The organism is Streptomyces sp. AJS327 (assembly GCF_013450295.1).
Taxonomy (GTDB): domain Bacteria; phylum Actinomycetota; class Actinomycetes; order Streptomycetales; family Streptomycetaceae; genus Streptomyces.
The window spans coordinates 1,758,653-1,783,849 of record NZ_SKBR01000001.1 but is presented as its reverse complement, the minus strand read 5'-3'; the positions used below and the strand labels follow the sequence as shown (position 1 = coordinate 1,783,849).

Below are 25,197 nucleotides of genomic sequence, written 5' to 3'. Positions count from 1 at the left end.
GCCCACCCGTATCCACCCGCGACTCGTTCCCCGGAGATCCGGCATGACCGACACCGTTCACGACGCGACACCCCGCACCGCCGTCCGGCCCCCCGACGCCCGCCAACTCCGCGACGCCCTGGGCAACTTCGCCACCGGCGTGATCGTCCTCACCTACCGGTCCGAAGGGCGCCACCACGGCGTCACCGTGAACTCGTTCACCTCGGTGTCGATGGACCCCGCCCTCGTCCTCGTCTCCATCCAGCGCACCTCGCGCGCCCTGCCATACCTCCTCAGACTGCCCTTCGCGGTCAACGTCCTCGGGGAGGACCAACTCGCCACCGCCATGCGGTTCGCGGGCCGCCCCCAGGACGCCCACCACGTCCCGTGGATCCAGGACACCCCCGACTCCGCGCCACGCATCAGCGGTTCGCCCGCCTACTTCCAGTGCACCCCGTGGGCCGACTACGACGGTGGAGACCACGTCCTGATCCTCGGCCTCGTCCACTCCTTCGGCCACACGGACGACAGCGGTCCCCTCCTCTTCCACCGGGGCAGATGGGGCTCCCTTGCCGGGGAGAGCGACGGACGGGGGAACCCGGCATGAGGCTCGCGACCGTACGCACCGCCGACGGCCGCGGCGCGGCCCGCCTCGACGACACCACCCTCACCCGAATCCCCGGCTACACCGACGTCGGCGCCCTGCTCGCCGAGGCCGACTGGCGGGAGATCGCTGCCGACGCGACCGGCCCGAGCCACCCCCTGACCCGGACCGACCTCGACACCGTCGTACCGAACCCGTCGAAGGTCATCTGCGCGGGCCTCAACTACACGTCCCACATCACGGAGATGGGCCGGGACCTCCCACGGTTCCCCACCCTCTTCGCGAAGTTCGCCGACACCCTCACCGGTCCCGCCGACCCGGTCAGCACCGTCGCGGAGGACCCCGCGATGGACTGGGAGGGCGAACTCGCCGTCGTCATCGGCCGCACGGCGTACCGGGTGAGCCACGACGCGGCGCACACCCACATCGCCGGCTACACCGTCGCCAACGACATCTCCCTGCGGGGCTGGCAGAACCGCACCGCCCAGTGGCTCCAGGGCAAGATCTGGGCCCGCTCCACCCCCGTGGGCCCGTACCTGGTCACCGCCGACTCCTTCGACCCCGCCGCAGCGACCCTGCGCACCACGGTCAACGGCACGCCGACACAGGAACACGCCCTGGCTGACCTGCTGTTCACCCCGGCACACCTGGTCTCCTACATCTCGACCATGGTCCCGCTCCACCCCGGGGACCTGATCCTGACCGGAACCCCCGGCGGGGTGGGGCACGCCCGCACACCGCGCCAGTACCTCGGGGCCGGCGACCGGGTCGAGGTGACGATCGACGGACTCGGCACGGTCTCCACCCCGATCCACTGACCGCACCGCCACCCCCGAACACGGCACGGCCCGCGGCCCGTCCGCCGCCGCCCGGGACCGACACCGGCCCCAGGGCGTTCTCCCGGGACACCGAGCACCCAGCGGCAGACGCGGGCGACGGCACATCCAGGCCGGTGGATGAGCGGCGAACGCCGAAGCCGACCACGAACCACGTCCCCGCGGCCAGCTCCCCGGGGCCCGGAGGCGGTGCGCGACGAACGGACGCTCCTCCCTGGAACGGAAGTGCGCCGGGTCCGTCGTGCACGGAGCTACTCGTTCCCCAGCTCCTTCTCGATGAGAGCGAACACCTCGTCGTCCACGAGGGGCACCAACTCCGTCTCCGCGATCGGCATGTCCGGCTCCGGACCCGTTCCCGTCCCCACCGCCGCTCCGTCGAACTCACGGAGCAGGAGTCGCAGCTTGTCCGCGACGGAGGAGGCCACACGGTCCTCGGGCGATGCGCCGCGCACTACGGTGTGCAGGCGGTCGAACGCTGCCAGCAGGTCCGACGGCTCGGGCACCTCCTCCTGTGGGAAGAGGTCCTCCTGGATGCGCGTGGCCAGTTGGGCGGGTGTGGGGTGTCGGAAGATGATCGTGCTCGGCAGGCGCAACCCCGTGGCCGCATTCATCCGGTTGCGCAGCTCGACCGCGGTCAGGGAATCGAACCCCATCTCGCGGAAGGACTGCTCGGGCGAGATGGCCTCCGCACTGTGGTGCAGAACCGCGGCTGCCTGGGACTGGACGAGTTCCAGCAGCGCCCGTTCACGCGTCTCGGGCGGACTCGTTGCCAGTTGCTCCCGCAGCCCGCCGTCCATACGGGACGCTGCCATCGGCCCCTCGGCGGCCCGCCGACGGACAGTACCCACCAGTCCCTGGAACAAGGCGGGGAGCTCGTTGGCCGCCGCCCGCTGCCGTAGGGAGGCCATGTCGAGCCGTGCGGCGACGACGTTGGGCCCGCCGACGGCGAGAGCGGCGTCGAAGAGGGCGAGCCCCTCGGCGGAGTCGAGTGGTGCCACTCCGGAGCGGGCCAGGCGGTCGACGTCCTGCTCGTCCAAGTGACCGGTCATGCCACTGGCCTGTCGCCATAGACCCCAGTTGACCGACACCGCGGGTAGCCCCTGCGCACAACGTCGCCGCGCCAGAGCGTCCAGGGCGGCGTTGGCCGCCGCGTAGTTGGCCTGGCCCGCCGTGCCGAGCACGCCGGCGACCGAGGAGAAGAGCACGAAAGCCTCCAGGTCGAGTCCAGCCGTCAGCTCGTCGAGGTTCTCCGCGGAGTGCGTCTTGGCCCGCAGGACCCGCTCAACCTGCTCGTCAGTGAGGGCTTCGACGACGGCGTCATCGAGGACACCTGCCGTGTGGATCACCGCGCCCAGCGGTCGATCGGCCGGTATGCAGGCGAGCTGTTCCGACAACGCCTCACGGTCTCCCGCGTCACAGGCGGCGACGGTGACCTGGGCGCCCGCTTCGACCAGCTCGGCTCTGAGTTGCTCCGCTCCTGGCGCGGCCGCACCGTGCCGGCTGGTGAGCAGGAGGTGCCGGGCACCGTGCTGGCTGACGAGGTGACGGGCGAGCAGGCTCCCCAGCGTGCCCGTGCCCCCGGTGATCAGCACGGTCTTCGCGGGGTCGAGCGGCCGGGGCAGGGTCAGGACGATCTTGCCCTGATGCCGGGCGTTGCGCATGGTGTCGAAGGCCTCGGGAGCATGACGGACATCCCAGACGCTGATCGGTGACGGCTGGAGCGCCCCCGTCGCGAAGAGGTTGACCAGGTCGCCCAGGGCCACCGCGACACGGTCGGGGTCCTCGACCATCAGATCGAACAACTGATAGTCGACACCCGGGTGGTCGACTGCCACGGTGCCCGGCTCGCGGATGTCGGTCTTGCCCATCTCCACGAACTGCCCCCCGCGGGGCAACAGATCGAGCGAGGCGTCGGTGAACTCACCGGCCAGTGTGTTCATCACCACGTCCACGCCCTCGCCGTCCGTGACCGTCAGGAACCGCTCACGGAAGCGGAGGTCGCGGGTGGAGGCGATGTGGTCGTCGTCGAGGCCCAGTTCGCGCAGCGTCGGCTGCTTGTCGGGGCTGGCGGTGGCGAAGACCTCGGCTCCCACGTGCTGGGCGAGCCGCACTGCCGCCATCCCCAGCCCCCCGGTGGCGGCGTGGATTAGGACGCGGCGCCCGGCGGTCAGCTTGGCGCCGTCCACCACGCCGAGCCAGGCGGTGAGGAACGCCACCGGTACGGCCGCTCCCTGGGCGAAGGTCCACTCATCGGGCATGCGTACCACACTGCGGGCGTCCGGGACGGCGGTCGGTCCCATGGCACGGGGGAGCAGACCCATGACACGGTCGCCCACCGCCATGCTGGTGACGCCGGGGCCGACCTCGGTGATCACCCCTGCGCCCTCGATGCCGATGGTCGACTCCCCCGGGTACATCCCGAGGGCGGTCAGGACGTCGCGGAAGTTCAGCCCCGCGGCGCGCACGGCCACACGCACGTGACCGACCGGCAGGCGCTCTGCGGCGTCGGGCACGGGAAGTGCCGTCAGACCATCGAGGGTTCCCTCGGCGCCGGCCGAGATCGCCCACGGTCCGTCCGCGGACAGCCGTACCGCACGGTCCTCGGGGTGTACCAGCCGCGGTAGCGCGATCCGCCCCTCGGCGGTCACGCGGATCTCCGGCTCCGTCGATGTCCCCAACGCACGCGCCGTCACGACGTACTCCGGGTCGTGGACGACGTGCGCCAGGACGAACCGCCCTGGGTGCTCGGTCTGCGCGGTGCGTACCAGCCCGGCCGCCGCGGCCTGGGCCGGACTGTCGCCATCCAGAGCAAGCACGAGACTCGACCCGACGAACCGCTCCCCGGCCAGCCATCGCCGCACCACGTGCAGCACCCGCACGACCGTTCCGCGGACGTCGGACTCGTCCGCAACGGGGAAGACGACGTGTGCGGGGACGGGATCAGGCAGATCGTCCAGGTCAGCCACGTCCTTGCCCAGGACGCACAGCGACCGGGGCATGGTGGCTACCGCGTCGGCGGTCGTCGTGTGGGACCAACCGATCCGGTACAACCCCCGCGCCGGCCCCTCGGCGGCCGCGCTCCCCTTCTCATCGATCGGCTCACGCAGGATCAGTGACTGGACCGAGGCCAGCGGCCGGCCCGAGGCATCCGCGAGGTCTACCGACAGGGCCTCGTCCTTCCCCGGTGCGACGCGGACACGCGCCGCCATGGCGCCGGTGGCGAAGAGTTCGACGCCGGCCCATGCGAACGGCAGGGCCGGACGTGTCGTGTCGCGATCCAGCCTGTCGAGCAACGCCCCGTGCAAGCAAGCGTCGAGCAACGCAGGGTGAATGCCGTAGCTCGCGGCGTACTGTTGCTGAGCGGTCGGCAAGGACACCTCGGCGAACACTTCGGCGCCCCGTCGCCATGCGGTCGTCAGACCCTGGAAGGCCGGGCCGTAGCTGTAGCCGATGACGGACAGCCGGGCGTAGAGCTCGTCGACGGGCACCGGCTCGGCGCCTTCTGGTGGCCAGGGGGCCGGATCGGCCTCATCACGCGAACCCGACGACGGCGTGAGCGTCCCGGTCGCGTGGCAGGTCCATGGGGCGTCAGTCGAGGCATCGGCCAGGCGGGCGTGCACGGCGAACGGTCGCCGGCCGGCCGGATCGTCGTCCTCGGTCTCACGCACGGCGACCTGGAGTTGGACCCCTCCCCGCTCCGGCAGATGGAGAGGCGCGTGGAGGATCAGCTCGTCCAGTCGTCCGCAGCCGACCTCGTCCCCGGCCCGCAGAGCCAACTCCACGAAAGCGGTGCCGGGCAGGATCACGCCGTCCGCCACCATGTGGTCGGCGAGCCAGGGCTCCGCCTGGCACGTCAAGGTCGTCGTCAGCAGTGCGCCGTCGCTGTCCGCGAGCGCCACGGCGGAGGCGAGCAGCGACTGGTTGTCGCCGCGCCCGCCCGTCGTGGTGGGGTCGAGCCAGTAGCGGTCGCGTTGGAACGCGTACGTCGGCAAATCCACCCGACGCCCACCAGCACACACCCGACGCCAATCCACCTCACCCCCCACCACCCAACTCTGCGCCAACCCCACCAACAACGACTCCACCTCACCCCGACCACGACGCCCCAACGACGCCACCACAACCCCCTCAGACCCACCCCAACCATCCACAACCAACCCAGACAACGACCCATCAGGACCCACCTCCAACACCTGACCAACACCCTCCCCCTCCAACCCCACCACCACATCAAAAAACCGCACACAATCCCGCGCATGCCGCAACCAATACTCCACCGACGCCAAATCCCCCGCACCCGCACGCCGACCCGTAACCGACGACACCACCGGCACCACCGGCTCACCAAACACCAACCCCTCCAACACCCCCCGAAACTCATCCAACATCGGCTCCACCAACGAAGAATGAAAACCATGACTCACCCCCAACCGACGCGTACGCACACCCCGCGCCGAAAACACCCCCGCCACCTCCAACACCGCCTCCACACACCCCGACACCACCACCGACTCAGGACCATTCACCGCCGCAACACACACCTCACCCTCACACCCCGCCAAAACCCCCAACACCTCCTCCTCACCCACACCCACCGCCACCATCGCCCCACCCTCAGGCAACCCCTGCATCAACCGCCCACGAGCCGCCACCAACACACACGCATCCCCCAACGACAAAACCCCCGCCACATGCGCAACAGCAACCTCCCCCACCGAATGACCCGCCAACACACCAGGCCGCACCCCCCACGACTCCAACAACCGAAACAACGCCACCTCAAACGCGAACAACGCCGGCTGCGCCCACTCCGTACGCTCCAACAACCCCTCATCCCCACCAAACACCACCTCACGCAACGACCCCGGCAACAAACCATCCAACACCCCACACACCTCATCCCACACCTCAGCAAACACCCCAAACGCCTCATACAACTCCCGCCCCATCCCCAACCGCTGCGCACCCTGACCCGCAAACACCAAACCCACCAACCCACCACCACCACCCACACCACCACTCACCACACCCACACCCTCACCACCAGCAGCCACCACACCCAAACCCTCCAACAACGCCTCCCGATCCCCACCCACCACCACCGCACGATCCTCCAAAACCGACCGCGTCCCCGCCAACGACCACCCCACATCCACCAACGAACAACCCCCACCCCCCCGACCCAAAAACTCCCGCAACCGCCCCGCCTGCCCCCTCACCCCACCCACACCACGCCCCGACAACACCAACGGCACCACACCCCCACCAGCACCAGCACCAGCACCAGCACCAGCACCAGCACCAGCACCAGCACCACTCAACTCCCCCACCACACCAGAACCAACACCACCCCCATCACACACACCACCCCCAGAAACCCCCTCCAGAATCACATGCGCATTCGTGCCACTAATACCGAACGACGACACACCAGCCCGCCGCACACCCTCACCAGGCCACGACCGAGCCCGCACCAACAACTCCAACGGCTCCCCCACCCAATCCACATACGCGGAAGGCTCATCAACATGCAACGTCCGAGGCAACACACCCGCCCGCATCGCCATCACCATCTTGATCACACCCGCCACACCCGCAGCAGCCTGAGCATGACCAATATTCGACTTCAAAGACCCCAGACACAACGACCGCTCAACAGACCGACCACGACCATAAGTCGCCAACAAGGCATTCACCTCGATCGGATCACCAAGCCGCGTACCAGTACCATGCGCCTCCACCGCATCAACATCCGAGGGGCTGAGCCGGGCGTCGGCCAGCGCGGCGCGAATGACCTCTTCCTGCGCCTCTTCGTTCGGCGCCGTCAGACCGTTGGACGCACCGTCCTGGTTCACCGCTGAACCCCGCACCACCGCCAGCACCGGATGCCCCTGACGCCGCGCCTCCGAAAGCCGCTCCAGCACCAGCATCCCCACACCCTCGGCCCAGCTGGTGCCGTCAGCCGCGGCGGAGAACGACTTGCACCGCCCGTCAGCAGCCAGGCCGCCTTGTTTGTCGAACTCCATGAACATGCCCGGGCTCGACATGATGGTCACGCCACCGGCCAGCGCGACGGAGCAGTCGGACTGGCGTAGCGCCTGCGCCGCCAGGTGCAGAGCGACCAGCGACGAAGAGCACGCTGTGTCCACGGTGATCGCGGGTCCCTGAAGGCCCAGGCTGTACGCGATACGGCCGGACAGCACGCTGTTGGACGTGCCGGTCAGGAGCTGCCCCTCGAATCCCTCCGGCGCCTGGTCGAGGCGGGTGGCGTACTCCTGGGCCATGGCTCCGACGAAGACGCCGGTGGCGCTGCCCTTGAGGGTGGACGGCACGATCCCGGCCCTTTCCAGAGCCTCCCAGGAGACCTCCAGGAGCACCCGTTGTTGCGGGTCCATCGCCAGGGCCTCACGCGGGGAGATACCGAAGAATGCGGCGTCGAAGTCCGCGGCATCGTGCAAGAAGCCACCCTGGCGCGATCCGGGAGTACTGTCGTTGCCGGGTTCGGGGGCAAGGGCCGTCAGATCCCAGCCGCGGTCGGTTGGGAAGGCGGTGATCGCGTCCGTCTCCTCCTCGACCAGGCGCCACAGGTCCTCTGGCGTGCGGACCCCGCCGGGGAGCCGGCAGGCCATGCCGACGACGGCGATCGCGTCGTCGTCCGTGTCGGGGCGTCCAACCGCCGGGGTGCCGACGGCGGCCTCTTCGGCCGCCGTGCCGAAGGACTCCTCGCGCAGCCGCTCGGCGAGTGCCGTGGGCGTGGGGAAGGAGAACAGCAGGTCCGATGGGAGTGACAGTCCGGTGGCCACGCCCAGGCGGTCGCGCAGCTCCACCGACATGTGCGAGTCGAAACCCGCGTCCCTGAACGTCGTCTCGCCGTTGACCCTGCTCGGATCGGTATAGCCGAGCACGGCGGCCGCGTGTCGGAGGACCAGGTCGAGCACGTGGGCACGCTGGCGGTCGACGCTCTGCGCCGACAACCCCCCGGGCACGGACCCGGTGGCAACCGGTTCGTCCCATGCGGTTTCGGAGGGCACTTCCTGGTGGACGGGTCCCTGCTGGACCGGGGCCCGCGTTCCAGCGTCACCGAGAGGCAGCCAGTGCCTCGTGCGCTGAAAGGCGTAGGTGGGCAGGTCCACCGTGTGGGCGTCGCCGAAAGCGGGCGTCCAGTCCACGTCGGCTCCGCGCACGTGCGCCTGCGCGAGGCTGGTGAGGAAGTGCTCGGCCTGCCCGTGGTCGCGCCGCAGGGAGCCAACGGAGTGCGCGGCTGCGCCCGTCCCTCCCCCTTCGCGGAGGGCTTCGGAGATCTCCTGGATCGGGAGGGTGAGCACGGGATGGGAACTGACCTCGACGAAAAGTCTGTTCCCCTCGTTGATCAACCGCGTCACGGCGTCGGAGAAACGCACGGTGTGCCGCAGGTTGCGCACCCAGTACGAGGCGTCCAGTTCCTCACCTGACAGCAGGCCGCCGGTGAGCGTCGAGTACATCGGCGTCTGACACGTCCGCGGACGAACGTCGGAGAGTTCGGTCTCCAGTTCCTCCGCGACCTGGGCCACCTGCGCCGAATGGGAGGCATAGTCGACCGCGACCCGGCCGACGCGCACCCCTGCCTCCTTCCAGGCGGCCAGCAGCGTCTCGACGGCCTCGGGCTCTCCCGAGATCACCGTCGCCGCTGGTCCGTTGACGGCCGCGACGGACACCGCGTCACCCAGCCCGGCCAGGCGTTCCTCGACGCGTTCCGGCGGGAGGGCCACCGACGCCATCGCCCCTTGTCCGGCCAACCGACGCGCTATCAACTGTGCCCGCCTGGCGGCGATCCGCGCGCCGTCCTCCAGGGACAGTCCGCCGGCGATCACCGCTGCGGCGATCTCTCCCTGGGAGTGCCCGACCACCGCGGCGGGCGTCACGCCGAACGACCGCCACAGCCGCGCCAGCGCCACCATGACGGACCACAGGGCCGGTTGGACCACGTCCACCCTGGACAGGTCACCCGACAGAGCGGTGGACAGGTCCCAGTCCACCCATGGGCGCAAGGCGTCCTCGCACTCCTTCAGGGCCGCCGCGAACACGGGGTACGACCGGGCCAGTTCCAGCCCCATGCCCGACCACTGCGGCCCCTGTCCCGGGAACACCAGCACCGGATCCGGTCCAGCACCGGAGACCCCCTGGAGCACGTCGACAGTGGGCTCGTCGTGGGCGAGGCGTTCGAGGGCGTCGAGCAGGTCCCTCCGATTCATCCCCAGGGCCACGGCCCGGTGAGCGAACCGCGAGCGGGAAGTGGCCAGCGTCAGACCGACGTCCTGGGGCCGCCGCCCGGGGTGTGCCAGCAGGTCGGTCCGCAGCCGTGCGGCCTGGTCCCGCAGTGACTGAGGGCTACGGCCGGAGAGCACCCACGGGAGGGGTTTCGCGTGCGTCGCGTCGTACGGCGTGGCCGCGACCGACGGCGTCTCCGCCTCCGCGTGCTCGGCCTCCGTCACCACGACGTGGCAGTTGGTGCCGCCGAGGCCGAAGGAGGACACGCCGGCCACGAGCTGGTGGTCCGGTGTGGGCCAGGGAGCGAGTTCGGTCTGGACCCGCAGCCGCAGACGCTCCAGCGGGATTCCGGGGTGTGCCGTGGAGTAGTGCAGGCTGGGTGGGAGGGCACGATTGCGCAGGCTGAGGAGCACCTTCAGCAGGCCGATGACACCCGCCGCCCCTTCGAGATGTCCCACGTTCGTCTTGACCGAACCGACCCGGACAGGGTCCCCGACGTCGTGGCCAGCCCCGATGGTGGCCCCCAGGGCCGCTGCCTCGACGGGGTCTCCCGTGGGCGTACCGGTTCCGTGCAGTTCGACGTACTGGGCGTGGGCCGGGTCGAGACCGGACTTCTCCCAGGCCAGGCGCAGCACCTCCGCCTGGCCTTCGCGGCTAGGTACGCCGAGCGCGTCGCCCCCACCGTCGTTGTTGACGGCGCTGCCACGCAGGACGCCGTACACGGTGTCACCGTCGGCGACCGCCTGTTCCAGCGTCTTGAGGACGACGACGCCTCCCCCTTCACCACGTACGTAGCCGTCGGCCTCGGCGTCTAAGGTCCGGCAGCGTCCGCCGGGGGACAGCGCGCCCAGGCGGGCCGAGGTGCTGGTGGAGCCGGGCCCACCGATCAGGTTCACCCCACCGGCGAGCGCGGTGGTCGCCTCCCCACGACGCAGGCTCTCGCATGCCAGGTGGACGGCGACCAAGGACGAGGACTGGCCGGTGTCCACGGCCATGCTGGGCCCGCCGAGTCCCAGGGCGTGCGAGACACGATTGGCGAGCATGGCCCGCCGGGTGCCGGTGAAGGTATGCGGAGTCAGAGCCCCTCCGCCGCGCTGGTGGGCCAGCTCGGCGTAGTCGTCCCACAGCGCGGAGGCGAAGACCGCCGTGCGCGCACCCCGGAGCGTGGACGGCACGATGTGAGCGTGCTCAAGAGCCTCCCACGCGAGTTCCAGCATCAACCGCTGCTGGGGGTCCATGGCCGCAGCTTCCCGCGGGGAGATCCCGAAGAACTCCGGGTCGAACGCGTCAATACGGTCGAAGAACCCACCATGTGTCAGGCCCGCGGCGTGCTCGGCACGTCGGGGCGGCGTCTCCCTGACGACCGTGCGGCCGTCGCGCAGCAGACGCCACAGTTCCTCGGGGCTCTCGACGCCCGGCAGCCGGCAGGCCATCCCGACCACGGCGACGGGCGCCGCCTCCTCCGCACGGTCCGGCCGCGCGGGTACGGAGCGCCGGGGAACGGTGGAATCCTTCATGTCATCGACAGTCATGTGCTGTGCTCTCTCGCCCGTTGATACTGGTCGGCGGTGCGCGGGAGTCCCCTCACGCACCCTGGCGTCCGTCCCCGGCCGCGCCGCGGCCCGCAGGATCAGCGGCTCGTCGGGGGTCCCACGGTCTCGGCCAGCCACTCCCTGATCAGCCGTCCCACCTCGTCGACATGCGGTTTCTCCATCATGGAGAAGTGGTTGCCGGGAGCGTCCATCGCCTGGCCCTCGGTCCATGTGGCCTGCCAGGCGGCGTCCGGCTCCGGCACCAGTGGTTCGGAAGCGCGGACCAGCAGGGTCGGTACGCCCAGCGGACGCACCGTGTAGTCGAGTCCGAAGTACTGGGCCCGTGCGGTGACCCAGGTGTCGTCACCGCGGTCGTCCAGGGCCGCGCTGTCCTGGTTGCGGTCCAGCAACAGCTGGGAGACCGGGACGTCCCAGCTCTCCGAAGCCATGCCCCCTGTCGCGTCCCAGCGGTAGGTGTCGATCAGGACCAGGGCGGCCGGCGGGGCGCCGCGCGCAGTGAGTAGATCGGCGACGACACTCGCGACGAACCCGCCGGAGGAGTAACCGAGCAGGATCCGCGGTGCGGTGGTGTCCGGCAGCACGGCCGCCTGGAGGCGGGCGAGGGCGGTCGCGGAGGCGGGGAGTGACTCACCCGGCAGGAAGCCGGGGAGGGAGAGCACCGACAGGTCGTGGCTTCCCTGGAAGCCTCGTGCCAGGCGCAGATACTGCTGTGGGCTCGGCTGCCACGCGAAAGAGGGCCAGCAGAGGACTTCCGGGCCGTCTCCGGTGCTCAACCGCACCCGCTCCACCTTCACACCGGGCTCGGCCTCCTCAGCGGTGAACTGGGGGCGCAACAGCGCGACATGCCGCAGTGCCCGGGTCGCTTCCTTCATTCTGCCCTGTCGGCAGGCCTCAACGAAGATTCCGCTCAGCCCCGCCGCGGGGCCCTGGTGTGACGACTCCGGCTCAGGAGCGGTGTGGGGTCCTTCGGCACCCGTGGCCTGGAGCTGCTTGCAGCAGTGGGTGGCCAGGTCCGCGGGCGTGGGGTGGTCGAAGATGACGGTCGCGGGCAGCCGCAGGCCGGTGGCGGCGGTCAGCCGGTTGCGCAGCTCCACGGCGATGAGCGAGTCGAACCCCATGTCGGGGAACGCGGCGTCCGGTGCCACCGCCCCGGCGGACCCGTGTCCGAGGACGGTCGCGACGTGGGAGGTGACCAGATCGAGGACGTGGCGACGCCGGCCGGCGTCGTCGAGCCCGGCCAGCCGTGCGCGCAGGGCCTCGGGTCCGTCGGCGGTGCCGGTAGGACGCGTTGCCCGTCGGCGGCTCGCCGGACGGCTGAAGCCGCGTAGCAACGGGGGGAGTTGCTGCGGCTCGATGGTGGCGAGGGTGCCCATGTCGAGGGCCGCCGGCATCAGCAGTGCCTCGCCGCTGCGCAGCGCGGCGTCCATGAGCGCCAGTCCGTGTTCGTTGGTCATGGCCGCGATGCCACCGCGCGCCATGCGCTGGTGGTCCGCCTCGCTGAGGTGGCCGGTCATGCCGCTGGCCTGGCCCCAGTAGCCCCAGGCGAGGGAGGTCGCGGGCAGACCCGACTGCCGACGGCGGAAGGCCAGGGCGTCCAGGTACGCGTTGGCCGCGGCGTAGTTTCCCTGTCCGCCACCGCCCAGCAGGCCGGCGGCGGAGGAGAAGAGCACGAACCACTCCAGGTCGAGCCCGGCCGTCAGTTCGTGCAGATTCACCGCGGCATCCAGCTTGGGCCTCATGACCCGCTCCAGCTGTTCGGGCGTGAGGGTGTGGACCATGCCGTCGTCCAGTACGCCGGCCGCGTGAACCACGCCGACCAGGGGGAACCGACCGGGCAGGGAACCCAGCAGATGGGACAGCTGCTCGCTGTCGCTGGTGTCGCAGGCCGCGACGGTCGTCTCGGCGCCCAGCTCCGTCAGCTCCTGGCGGAGGTCCTCCGCCCCGGCTGCCTCGGGGCCGCTGCGGCTGACCAGCAGAAGGTGGCCGACCTGGTGACGCTCGACCAGGTGCCGGGCCACCAGTCGCCCCAGTGTTCCAGTCCCACCGGTGACCAGTACCGTGCCCTCGCGTGGCAGACGCCTGGGCACGCGCAGGACGTTCTTACCGATGTGGCGGCCCTGCGCCATGAACCGGAAGACTTCGGGAGCTCGCCGCAGGTCCCACAGCCGCACCGGCGGCGGGGCTGCGTGCCTGGCGGTGAGCGCGCCCACCACCTCCTCGAGCAGGTCGCCGATGCGCCCCTCGCCCGCCTCACGCAGGTCGAACGCCCGGTACCGGACGTCGGCCCGGACCTGGGCGATGTCCTCTGCCGAGCGGATGTCGGTCTTCCCCATCTCCAGGAAGCGTCCGCCGGGCGCCACCAGCTCCAGGGAGGCGTCGACGAACGCTCCAGCCAGCGAGTTGAGCACGACGTCCACGCCGCGCCCGGCGGTGACCTTCCGGAATCGCTCAGCGAAGCCGACGTCGCGGGACGAGGCGATGTGGTCCTCGTCCAGTCCCATCGCCCGTAGCACCGGCCACTTGTCGGGATGCGCGGTTGCGAACACCTCCGCGCCCCACCAGCGCGCCAACCGCACGGCGGCCGTGCCCACTCCGCCGGCACCGGCGTGGACCAGCACCGTCTCGCCTGCCCGCAGGGCAGCCAACTCGGCCAGTCCGTACCAGGCGGTGGCGTAGGCGATCGGCACCGAGGCCGCCGTGTCCCACGACCAGTCCCGCGGGACGGGTACGAGCAGCCGTGCGTCGACGGTCACTGACGAGGCGAACGCGCCCGGCAGCACGCCCATCACCCGGTCGCCCGGGGTGAGCCCCGTGACCCCTGGCCCCACCTCCTCGACCACGCCGGCGCCCTCGCCACCCGTGGCCTGAACGCCGGCCGACTCCGCCGGCACCATGCCGAGTCCGCCCACGACGTCGCGGAAGTTTAGGCCCGCGGCGCGGACCCGGACCCGGACCTGGCCCTCCCCCGGTCCGTCGAGGGCGTCGGGCGCGGTCACCATAGCCACGTCGTCGAGCGTGCCGGACTCCCCCATCGTGAGGCGCCATTCCAGTGCGTCGTCGGGCACCAGCAGGGCTCCGCCGGACTCCACTCGCCGCAGACGCGGGACGAGTACTCCGCCCCGGCCGCCCAAGGCCACCTCGCCTTCGCCAGCGTCCAGGCAGGCCAGCGCCGGGGCCAACATCTCGGGCCGTACGGGTTCGCTTCCAGTCTCCAGGAGGCCGAACCGGCCGGGGTGCTCGGCCATGGCCGATCGCACGAGTCCGCGTACCGTCGCACCGACCATGTCGACGGTGGCGAGGGGGTCCGCGCCCGTGTCCACGGCGCCGGTCGTGACGACGACGAGGCGGGAGCTGCCCCACCGTTGCCCGGTGACCCAGTCCCGCAGGACCGCGAGCACACCCGTCGTCACCTCGCGCGCGGCCGACGCGGTACGGGCGAGGTCGGCGTCCAGGTCACCCCGTACGGGAAGAAGCACCGTCCCAGGGAGCAGAGTCCCCGCGTCGAGGGCCTCGGACAGGGCGGCCAGGTCGGAGTAGCGGGATGTGCCCGGTGCGCGGAAGGTGGGCTCGTCACTGGCGTCTCCGTGGGTGCCAAGCACGGCCCAGTCCGGTTCGGGGGCGGCCGGGGGCGTCTCCTGCCGGGGTTCCCAGCTCAGGCGGAACAGGGAGTCGTGGTGAGGTGGGCGGGCCGCCCGGAGCCCCGCGGCCGTGACGGGGCGAGAGACCAGCGAGGCGATGGTCGCCACCGGCTGGCCGGTCTCGTCGAAGGTGTGCACCTCCATGGTGTGGTCGTCGGTGTAGCGGGAGCGGACTCGCAGGGTCGTGCTGCCGGAGGCGGACAGGGAGACGCCGTTCCAGGCGAACGGCAGGAAGACCCGTGCCGCGCCGTCGTCGGCGGCCACCAGTCCGGTGTGCAGGGCCGCGTCAAGCAAGGCGGGGTGGATCCCGAAGCGTTCGGCCAGCTCCTCCTGGTCCTCGGGCAGGCTGACCTCGCCGAAGACCTCTCCGTCCCGGCGCCAGGCGGCTCGCAGGCCGGTGAACGCTGGTCCGTACTCGTAGCCGACCTGGCCCAACCGCTCGTAGAACTCCCCCAGCGGTACCGGTTCGGCGTCGGCCGGGGGCCAGGCCAGCGCGCCGCGGGGGGAGTCGGCGGCGGTCTCGCGGGTCAGCACACCGGAGGCGTGCTGGGTCCACGCGGAGGTGTCCCTCAGCGTGGACGTCCGGGAGAACACCTCCACCGGCCGAGCGCCGTCGGCCGCTTCGGCGCCGACCACCACTTGAAGGTGCGCCTCCCCGCCGTCCTCAAGCACCAGGGGTGCCGACAGGGTCAGCTCGTCCACCAGCGGGCAGCCGACCTCGTCGCCCGCGCGCAGGCACAGCTCGGCGAAGGCGGTACCCGGAAGCAGAACCGAGCCGTTGACCCGGTGTCCGGCGAGCCACGGGTGACGGGCCAGGGACACGCTGCCGGTGAGGGTGACACCCTCGTCATCGGCGCGGGACAGTGTGGCTCTCAGCAGTGGGTGTCCGGTTCCGGCCAGGCCGAGTGCCGCGATGTCGGTGACGGCGTCGTCCTCGGTGCCGTCCAGCCAGAACTCCTCGCGCTGGAAGGGGTAGCAGGGAAGGGGCACCGGGCCGCCCGTGTCCTGGGGAACCAGAGTCGTCCAGTCAACCCGCATGCCGCGTACGTGTGCCTCGGCGAGGGAGTGGCAGAAGCGGCCCAGCCCGCCCTCGTCGCGCCTCAGGGTCGGCAGGGTGACGGCCCTGGCCTCCATCTCGTCGAAGGTCTCGCCCAGCCCGACCGCGAGCACCGGGTGCGGACTGGCCTCGACGAAGACGTCGTAGCCCCGGTCCAGCAGATGTCGGGTCGCGGTCTCGAACTCCACCGGCTGACGCAGGTTGCGGTACCAGTAGTCGCCGTCCAGGGTGGCGGTGTCCTCGGGCCCACCGGTGACGGTGGACACGAAGACGGTGTCGCACGAGCGGGGGCTGACGTCGGCGAGCAGCTCGCGCAACTCGTCTTCGATCTCCTCCACGTGGGCGGAGTGCGAGGCGTAGTCCACCGGTATGGACCGCGTCCGGACGCCGTCGGCGCCCCAGGCGTCGACGAGCGCGTGGACGGCCGCAGCGGAACCGGACACGATGGTGGAGGAGGGGCCGTTGGCGGCGGCGATCGTGATGTCCCCCGCGCCCTCCGCGTCGGCCGTGAGCCGACGGCGCACCTCGTCGCGGGACAGTCCTATCGACGCCATCGCACCCTTGCCCGACATGCGGCGCAGCGCGCGGCTGCGGACGGCCACGACACGCGCGGCGTCCCGCAGCGTGAGCGCCCCGGCGACGTAGGCGGCGGCGATCTCGCCCTGGCTGTGGCCGACGACAGCGGCGGGCTGCACCCCGTGGGCCCGCCACAGGGCCGCGAGGGAGACCATCACCGCGAACAGCACCGGCTGCACGACGTCCACCCGCTCCAGACCGGGGGCTCCGGGGTGCTGCCGCAGCACCTCGGTCAGAGACCAGTCGACGTGCGAGGCGAGGGCCTCTTCGCAGGCGGCGACCTCGGTGGCGAAGGCCGGGGAGGTCTCCAGAAGCTCCTGCGCCATGCCAGCCCACTGTCCGCCCTGGCCGGGGAAGACGAACGCGACGCGGCCCACCGGCCCGGCGGTGCCCTCGATCACGGCGGGGGCGGACTGGCCCTGGGCCAGCGCGTCGAGCGAGGCGAGGAGGTCATCCCGGCTGTCGGCGATCACCACGCTCCGTCGGGGCAGTGCGGCCCGATGGTACGCCAGGGTGGAGGCAATGGCCGGAAGGCCGGTCCCGGGATGGTCGGCGAGGTGGTCCCGGAGCCTGGCCGCCTGGGCGAGCAGGGTCGGCCGGTCCTGTCCGGACACGAGGAAGACGGCGGGGTGCGGGGCGTCGGGCTGTTCGACGACCGGTGCCGACGGCTCAGACGGCTCCTCCACGGGCGCTTCTTCGATGATGAGGTGGGCGTTGGTGCCGCTGATGCCGAACGAGGAGACGCCGGCCCGGCGAGGGTGGCCGGCGCGCGGCCAGTCGCGGGCCTCGGACAGCACTCGCACGGCGCCGGTCTCCCAGGCGATGTGCGGGGACGGCTCCTCGGTGTGCAGGCTCCGGGGCAGACGATCGTGGCGCAGGGCGAGCACCATCTTCATCACCCCGGCCACACCGGCTGCGGCCTGGGCGTGACCGATGTTGGACTTCACCGAGCCCAGCCACAGCGGTTCGTCCCCCTGCCGGTCCTGACCGTAGGTGGCGAGCAGCGCCTGGGCCTCGATCGGGTCTCCGAGCTTGGTGCCCGTTCCGTGGGCCTCGACCACGTCCACCTCGGACGCGGCGAGGCGCGCGTTGGCGAGGGCGGCACGGATGACCCGCTCCTGGGAGGGGCCGTTGGGGGCGGTGAGCCCGTTGCTGGCTCCGTCCTGGTTCACCGCCGAACCGCGGATCACCGCGTGGATCCGGTGGCCGTTGCGCCGGGCGTCGCTCAGGCGTTCCAGCAGCAGGACCCCGCTCCCCTCGCCGGGCCCGAATCCTTCGGCACCGGCGCCGAAGGCGCGGCAGCGGCCGTCCTCCGCCAGCCCCCGCTGACGGCTCAGCTCGATGAACGCGGCGGGAGACGACATCGCCGTGACTCCGCCGGCCAGAGCGAGGGTGCACTCCCCCTGCCGCAGCGACTGCACGGCGAGGTGGATCGCCACCAGGGAGGCCGAGCAGGCCGTGTCGACGGCGATTGAGGGCCCCTCGAGGCCGAAGACGTAGGAGACGCGGCCGGAGACGACGCTCCCCATGTTGCCGGTAGCGACGTAGCCCTCGACGGCGGGCGGGATGCCGTTCCAGCGGACCGCGTAGTCGGAGGAGATCGCCCCGGCGAAGACTCCGGTCGGAGACCCTTTCAGGGACAGCGGGTCGAGCCCGGCGCGCTCGAACGCCTCCCAGCACGATTCGAGGAAGAGGCGCTGCTGCGGGTCCATGGCGAGCGCCTCGCGCGGGGCGATACCGAAGAGGGCGGCGTCGAAGCCGCGGACGTCCCGGAGGAACCCGCCACCGCGCACGTAGGTCGTCCCGGGGTGGTCGGGGTCGGGGTGGTACAGCGTCGCGAGGTCCCAACCGCGGTTCTCGGGAAATGGGGAGATGACGTCCCGCTCCTGGTCGACCACCTGCCACAGGTCGTCCGGGGAGTCGATGTCGCCAGGGAGCCGACAGGCCATGCCGACGATGGCGATGGGCTCGGTCGTGGCCGCCCACAGCTGCTGGTACTGCTCACGCGCACGCTCGGTTTCGGCGGCCGATACCCGCAGCGCCTGGACCAGCCTGTCGGTTGAGGTGGTCGGGGTGGAACTGGTCATGGAGAGGTCCTCTCCTCATGTGCTGACGGGATCATTCGTGGTCGCCCAGGAACATGTGGACGAGGGCGTCGGCGTCCATCGTGGCGATCGACTTCTCGCCCTCCGCGGGACCGAAGCTCGCGGTGGCGTCCTCGCCCCTGGCCAGCCGCAGGAGGACGTCGGCGACGCCGGCCTCCTCGAACCGTGCGAAAGGCAGGGTGGCCAGCGCTCGGCGGATCTCGGCTTCCCGTGTGTCCTCGGGTGCGGCCGGGGTGCTGGGGGCCAGCTCCTTGAGCAGTAGCCGGGTGAGTGCGACCGGCGTCGGGTGGTCGAAGACGAGTGTCGCCGGGAGCCGCAGGCCGGTGGCGGAGGTGAGCCTGTTGCGCAGCTCCACAGCGGTCAGCGAGTCGAACCCCAGGTCCTGGAAAGCACGTTCGGGGTCGACGGCCTGTGGGGAGGTGTGTCCCAGAACGGTGGCGGCGTGCGTGCGCACCAGGTCGGTCACATAGCTCTCCCTGGCCGCCGGCGGGATCGTGACCAGCCGGTCGGCGAGCGCCTCCGGCGCTGCGTCGGCCGCCACGGCGCGGGCCGGTCGACGCCCGGTGGAGCGGACGAGAGTCCGCAGGATCGGCGGAACCTGTTCGGGAGAGGCCGCACACAGGCCCCCCAGATCGATGGCGGCGGGCATCAGGAGGGGCTCGCCGCTGCGCAGCGCGATGTCGAACAGCTCCAGCGCTTCGTCGTTGCTCAGGGGCAGGATGCCCCCGCGTTCGAACCGTTTCCTGTCGACCTCGTCGAGGTGGCCGGTCATGCCGCTGGTCTCGGACCAGTAGCCCCAGGCCAGGGAGACCGCGGGCAGACCTCGTCCGTGGCGGTATGCCGCCAGGGCGTCGAGAAAGGAGTTGGCGGCCGCGTAGTTGGCCTGACCCGGTCCGCCGAACACGCCGGACGCGGAGGAGAACAGCACGAACCACTCCAGGTCCGCCCCGGCGGTCAGCTCGTGCAGGTGCGTCGCGGCGTCGAGTTTCGGCCGCAGAACTCGTTCGGTCTGTTCGGGGGTGAGGGCGTGGATCATGGCGTCGTCCAGCACGCCGGCGGCATGGATGACGCCGGCCAGCGGACGGTCGGCGGGTAGGACATCCAGTAGTGACGCCAGTTCGTCGCGGTCGCCGACGTCGCACGCCGCGATGGTCACCTGGGCGCCCAAACCGGTCAGTTCGGCCCGCAGCTCCTCCGCCCCCGGGGCGTCGGGGCCGCGACGGCTGGTCAGGAGCAGGTGCCCGACGCGGTGTTCGGTGACAAGGTGCCGGGCCACCAGGCGGCCCAGCGTTCCGGTCCCGCCGGTGATCAGCACCGTGCCCGTCGTGGAGGGCCGCTGGGGGACGCGCAGGACGTTCTTGCCGATGTGGCGGCCCTGTGCCATGCGGCGGAAGACTTCCGGCGCTCTCCGGATGTCCTGTGTCGTCACCGGAAGGGTGCCCACGTGGCCCTTGGTCAACGCGTCCACGAGGTCACGCAGCAGCTCGACGAGTCGTTCCGGGGTGGCCTCACGCAGGTCGAACGCCCGGTAGTGAATGTCGGCCCGGACATCCGTGATCTGCTCGGGGGAACGGATGTCGGTCTTGCCCATCTCCAGGAACGTCCCGTCGGGTGCGACCAGGCGCAGGGAGGCGTCGACGAACTCGCCGGCCAGGCAGTCGAGCACGACGTCGATCCCGCGCCCACCGGTGACCTCGCGGAAGTTCTCCTCGAACGCGAGGTCCCGGGACGAGGCGATGTGGTCATCGGCCACCCCGAGCTCCCGCAGCACGTGCTGCTTGTCAGGGTGACTGGTGGCGAACACCTCGGCGCCCCACCAGCGGGCCAGTCGCACTGCGGCCATCCCCACGCCGCCGGCACCCGCGTGGACGAGCACGGACTGGCCGGCGGCGAGCCCAGCCAGGTCGCCGAGGCCGAACCAGGCGGTGGCGTAGGCGATGGAGACGGAGGCGGCGGTCTCCCAGGACCACGCCTCGGGGACGGGGACGAGCGCGTGGGCGTCGACGACGGCGATCGATCCGAGGGAGCCGGACACCAGTCCCATCACCCGGTCCCCGACCGCCAGTCCTGCCACGCCGGGTCCGGTTTCCAGGACCCAGCCGGCGGCCTCACCTCCTATGCCGCCCTCGGCGGGCACCACGCCCAGTCCTACCACCACGTCACGGAAGTTGACTCCCGCCGCCCGGACGCGGATCCGGACTTCGCCGTCCTTCAGGGGACGCCACGCCTCGTCGGACGCGGCCAGGGACAGGTCGTCCAGGGAGCCGGAATGGCCCACGGTGAGCCGCCATCCATCCTCCTCCGGCGTCGTCAGCACGCCTCCGGGCCCGAACGGCCGCATCCGGGGCACCAGTACGGCGCCCGTGGCACCGATCGCCACTTCGGGTTCGGCGCATGCCAGGGCCCGATGCAGGGTCTCGGACCCAGTCCCGTGAGGTCCGAGGTCCACCAGCCCGAAGCGGCCCGGGTGCTCGGCCAGTGCGGAACGCAGCAGACCGCGAACGGCGGCACCCGCCAGGTCGGTCGTCGCCCCCGCCGCGGTGGCGCCATGGGTGATCACGATCAGGCGGGAGGCCGCGAGCCGCTCGTCGTCCAGCCACGCCCGCACCACACCGAGCGCGTCGAGAACCACGTCCCGCACCGTGCCGGGCTCGGGAGCCGTCTCATCGGCCGATGCGGCGGAGGGGCTGTAGAGCACGGCCGTTGGTGTCATACGGCCCCGGTCCAGCGCGGCAGTCAGCTCGGCCACGTCCTGGTAGGTCTCCGCCGTCGGCAGCGCTTCGGTGAGCTGCCGGCTTCGGCGCCCGAGGACGACCGGGTCACCCCCGGGGACGGACGTGGTCGGCGGTGCGTCGACCCATGTAAGCCGGAACAGGGCATCGGAGGTAGCCGCCTGCTCCTTCGGAGCGGCTAGCGCGGCGGGACGGGAACGCAGTCCCCTGATGGACATGACGGGGCTGCCCGCCGGATCCCAGGCGGCCACGGACACCTGGCCGTCACGGTCGGTCGTGACACGGACACGAAGAGAGGTGGCCCCTGTGGCCGTCAGTCCGAAGTCGTTCCACACGAAGGGCAGGTGGACGGACTCCTCCCCCGCCCCCTCCTCGGTGACGGAGAGCAGCGTCGCGTGCAGCGCGGCGTCCAGCAGCGCGGGGTGGATGCCGTACGCGGTCGCGGTCGCGCGTTCCTCTTCGGGAAGTTCCACCTCGGCGAAGGTCTCCGCGCCACGCCGCCAGGCCGCTTTGAGCCCCTGGAACGGCGGGCCGTACTGGTATCCGGCCCGCTCCAACCGTTGGTAGAAGTCGGTGGTGTCAGCCGCTTCGGCCTCGGCGGGGGGCCATGTCCCCACAGCTCCCGGCGCCGAGCCCGGGTCGGCGGCGACAAAACCGCCGGCGTGGCGCGTCCAGGCCGTGTCGAAGCCGTCAGCACGACGGGAGTGAACGGTCACCGCCCGGCTGCCGCGGGGGTCCTCGGGGCCGACCCGCACCTGGAGTTCCACCTCGGCGTGCTCGTCCAAGACCAGCGGCGCCTCGAAGGTGAGCTCCTGGAGGTGTCCGCAGCCGACCTCGTCGCCCGCGCGCACGGCCAGTTCGGCATAGGCCGCTCCGGGTACCAGAACCGTGTCGCCGACCGCGTGTCCGGCGAGCCAGGGCTCGGACTGGAGAGACAGTTTGCCCGTCAGGACGCGGGTGTCCTCGCCCGCGAGCCTCAACGCCGCTCCCAGCAGCGGGTGACCGACGTTCCCGAGTCCGAGGGCACCGAGGTCGGTGTGGCGGTTCTGCTCCGGGGTGAGCCAGTAGCGTTCCCGCTGGAAGGGGTAGCAGGGAAGCTCGACTCCGGCGGAGGACCCTGACAGGGCGGGCGTCCAGTCAACGTGCACCCCGTGGACGTGTGCCTGCGCCAGGGAGAGCAGAAACTCCCCGGGACCGCCCGAACCGCGCTGTAGCGTGGGGACGGCGTGGGCCGGGGCGTCGCTGGCGTCGAAGGTTTCGGTAAGGCCCATCCGCAGCACTGGGTGGGGGCTGATCTCGATGAAGGTGCCGTATCCCAGGCCCAGGAGGTGACGGGTCGCCGCTTCGAACTCCACGGTCTGCCTCAGGTTCCGGTACCAGTATTCGGCGTCCAGCCTGGTGGTGTCCAGCGGTTCCCCGGTCACGGTGGAGCAGAAGAGGGTCTGCGTCCCGGTCGCCGTGAGACCGGAGAGCGCCTTGGCCAACTCGTCCTCGATCTCTTCGACGTGTGTGGAGTGCGAGGCGTAGTCCACGGCGATCCGGCGGGCGCGGACACCGTTCCTCTCGCACTGGGCGAGCAGTTCGTCCATCGCCTCCGGCTCACCCGCCACCACCGTGGAGCCCGGTCCGTTGGCCCCTGCCAGGGACAGTCGTCCCTCCCAGGCCGCGAGGCGGTCCGTGGCGGCGTCCCGCCCCTCACCCAGTGACGCCATGGCCCCTCGTCCCGCGAGCCGGACGATGGCCGCGCTGCGCCGGACGACGACCCCGGCCGCGTCCTCCAGCGACAACGCTCCGGCGACGTGCGCGGCGGCGATCTCACCCTGGCTGTGGCCGACGACACCGGAGGGTTCGACGCCGTGCGCCTGCCACATCGCGGCGAGCGCGACCATCATGGCGAACGAGACCGGTTGGACGACGTCGACGCGATCCAGGCCCGGGGCCCCGGGAGCGCCCCGGAGGACGTCGGTGAGCGACCAGTCGACCAGTCCCGCGAAGGCGACCTCGCAGTCGGCGATGGTGGCGGCGAACACCGGGGAGGTGTCGAGTAATTCCCTGCCCATCCCCTCCCACTGAGCGCCCTGGCCGGGGAAGACGAACGCCACCCGGCCCGGTGTGCGGGTCGCCCCGGTGACCAGCTGCGGCGTGGGCAGGCCGGCGGCCAGGGCACGCAGCCCATCGGTCAGTTTCCCCCGTTCGGAGGCCACGATCACGGCCCTCTGGTCCAGGGCCGAGCGGGTCAGAGCCAGCGCGGCAGCGATGTCGGCCGGTTGCAGCTCCGGCCGTCCCTCCACGAAGTCGGCGACCCGGTCAGCCTGCGCCGCGAGGGCGGCCTGGCTCTTGCCTGAGACCAGCCAGGGCACCACGGGGGTGCGCCAGGCGTCGTCCGTGGGCCCGGCGGTGTCCTCCTGGTCACCGGCCGACGCGGTGTCCTGCTCCGGAGCTTCCTCGACGATGACGTGGGCGTTCGTCCCACTGACCCCGAAGGCGGAGACCGCCGCCCGCCGGGGCACCTCGCCACGGGGCCAGTCCCGGGCCTCGGTGAGCAGTTGGACGGCGCCGGCGTTCCAGTTGATGTGCGGCGAGGGCTCGTCCACATGGAGGGTCATGGGCATGACGCCGCGCTGGAGGGCAAGGACCGTCTTGATGATGCCCGCCACCCCGGCCGCCGGTGCGGTGTGGCCCAGGTTCGACTTGACCGAACCGAGCCACAACGGACGGTTCTCGTCCCGCTCCCTGCCGTAGGTGGACAGCAGCGCCTGGGCCTCGATGGGGTCGCCCAGAGTGGTGCCGGTACCGTGCGCCTCCACCATGTCGATCTGCCTCGAGCCCACTCCGGCGTCGGCGAGCGCCGCCCGGATGACCCGTTGCTGGGAGACGCCGCTGGGCGCGGTCAGACCGTTGCTGGCGCCGTCCTGGTTCACCGCACTGCCGCGGACCACGGCGAGGATCCGGCGTCCGTCGCGCAGCGCGTCGGACAGCCGCTCGACAACAAGAACACCCATGCCCTCGGACATGTTGGTGCCGTCGGCCGCCGCCGCGAACGCCTTGCAGCGGCCGTCAGGGGCCAGCCCACGCTGCCTGCTGAAGCTGACGTAGATGTCCGGCCGGGCCATGACGATCACGCCCGCCACCAGGGCGCGGGAGCACTCGCCACGTCGCAGTGACTGGGCGGCCAGGTGCAGGGCGACCAGCGAGGCCGAACAGGCGGTGTCCACCGTCACCGCGGGCCCTTCCAGACCGAGGCTGTAGGCGATGCGGCCGGAGAGGACGCTGGAGGCGACGCCGGTCATAGCGTGGCCCTCCAACTCCGCCGGCAGCTCCGTCCCACTGCCGTATCCGGTGGAGTAAGCCCCGACGAACACACCGGTCCGGCTGCCGTGCAGGGACAGAGGGGCGATCCCGGACCGCTCCAACGCCTCCCAGGAGCCTTCCAGCAGGAGCCTCTGTTGGGGGTCCATGGCGAGCGCCTCGCGCGGGGAGATGCCGAAGAGTTCGGCGTCGAACTCCGCGGCGCCATCGAGGAATCCGCCCTCGGTGACGTACGAGGTGCCGGCCTGGTCCGGGTCGGGGTCGAAGAGCTGCGCCAGGGGCCACCCCCTGTCCCGCGGGAAGGGTTCCATCGCGTCCCGGCCCTGCTCGAGCATCTGCCAGTAGTCCTCCGGCGAGGTGACCCCGCCTGGCAGTCGACAGGACATGCCCACGATCGCCAGGGGTTGTGCCGCCGCCTCTTCGACGTACTGCAACTGCCGACGCGCCTGGCGTAGGTCAGCGGTCGCGCGCTTGAGGTAGTCGCGGAGCTTTTCTTCGGTGTTCACGCCTTCACCTCGTGGGAAAGTGCACGGTGCCTCAGGGGGAAGCGCCTGCCCGGTG

4 protein-coding genes and 1 pseudogene are annotated in these 25,197 nt (G+C 71.3%); 2 read left to right on the top strand and 3 right to left on the bottom strand.

Going from position 1 to position 25,197, the window contains the following annotated elements; genetic code table 11:
* Positions 1-43: 43 nt before the first annotated feature.
* Both E0L36_RS06995 and E0L36_RS06990 read left to right on the top strand, forming a co-directional pair.
* A complete protein-coding gene (locus tag E0L36_RS06995) occupies positions 44-586 on the top strand; it encodes a flavin reductase family protein (RefSeq protein ID WP_180927933.1) in 543 nt (180 codons plus the stop codon).
* Positions 583-1,401, top strand: a complete 819-nt coding sequence (locus E0L36_RS06990; RefSeq protein WP_180927932.1) for a fumarylacetoacetate hydrolase family protein — start codon at positions 583-585, stop codon at positions 1,399-1,401. Before E0L36_RS06995 ends, E0L36_RS06990 begins: the two co-directional genes overlap by 4 nt.
* A gap of 269 nt (positions 1,402-1,670) precedes the next feature.
* On the opposite strand, the gene E0L36_RS06985 is transcribed toward E0L36_RS06990, so the two are convergent.
* The 3 genes and pseudogenes from E0L36_RS06985 to E0L36_RS06975 all read right to left on the bottom strand — a co-directional run bounded on the left by E0L36_RS06985 (position 1,671) and on the right by E0L36_RS06975 (position 25,142).
* The gene (locus E0L36_RS06985) at positions 1,671-11,198 is read right to left on the bottom strand and encodes a type I polyketide synthase (protein WP_258015927.1); all 9,528 of its coding nucleotides are present in this window, start codon (positions 11,196-11,198) and stop codon (positions 1,671-1,673) included.
* Between the two features lie 98 nt (positions 11,199-11,296).
* Positions 11,297-18,460 (bottom strand): annotated as a pseudogene (locus E0L36_RS06980) (SDR family NAD(P)-dependent oxidoreductase); the annotation flags it as partial.
* Positions 18,461-18,608: 148 nt separating this feature from the next.
* On the bottom strand, positions 18,609-25,142 hold the full coding sequence (locus E0L36_RS06975) for a type I polyketide synthase (protein ID WP_308416656.1): 6,534 nt from the start codon (positions 25,140-25,142) through the stop codon (positions 18,609-18,611).
* Positions 25,143-25,197 lie beyond the last annotated feature (55 nt).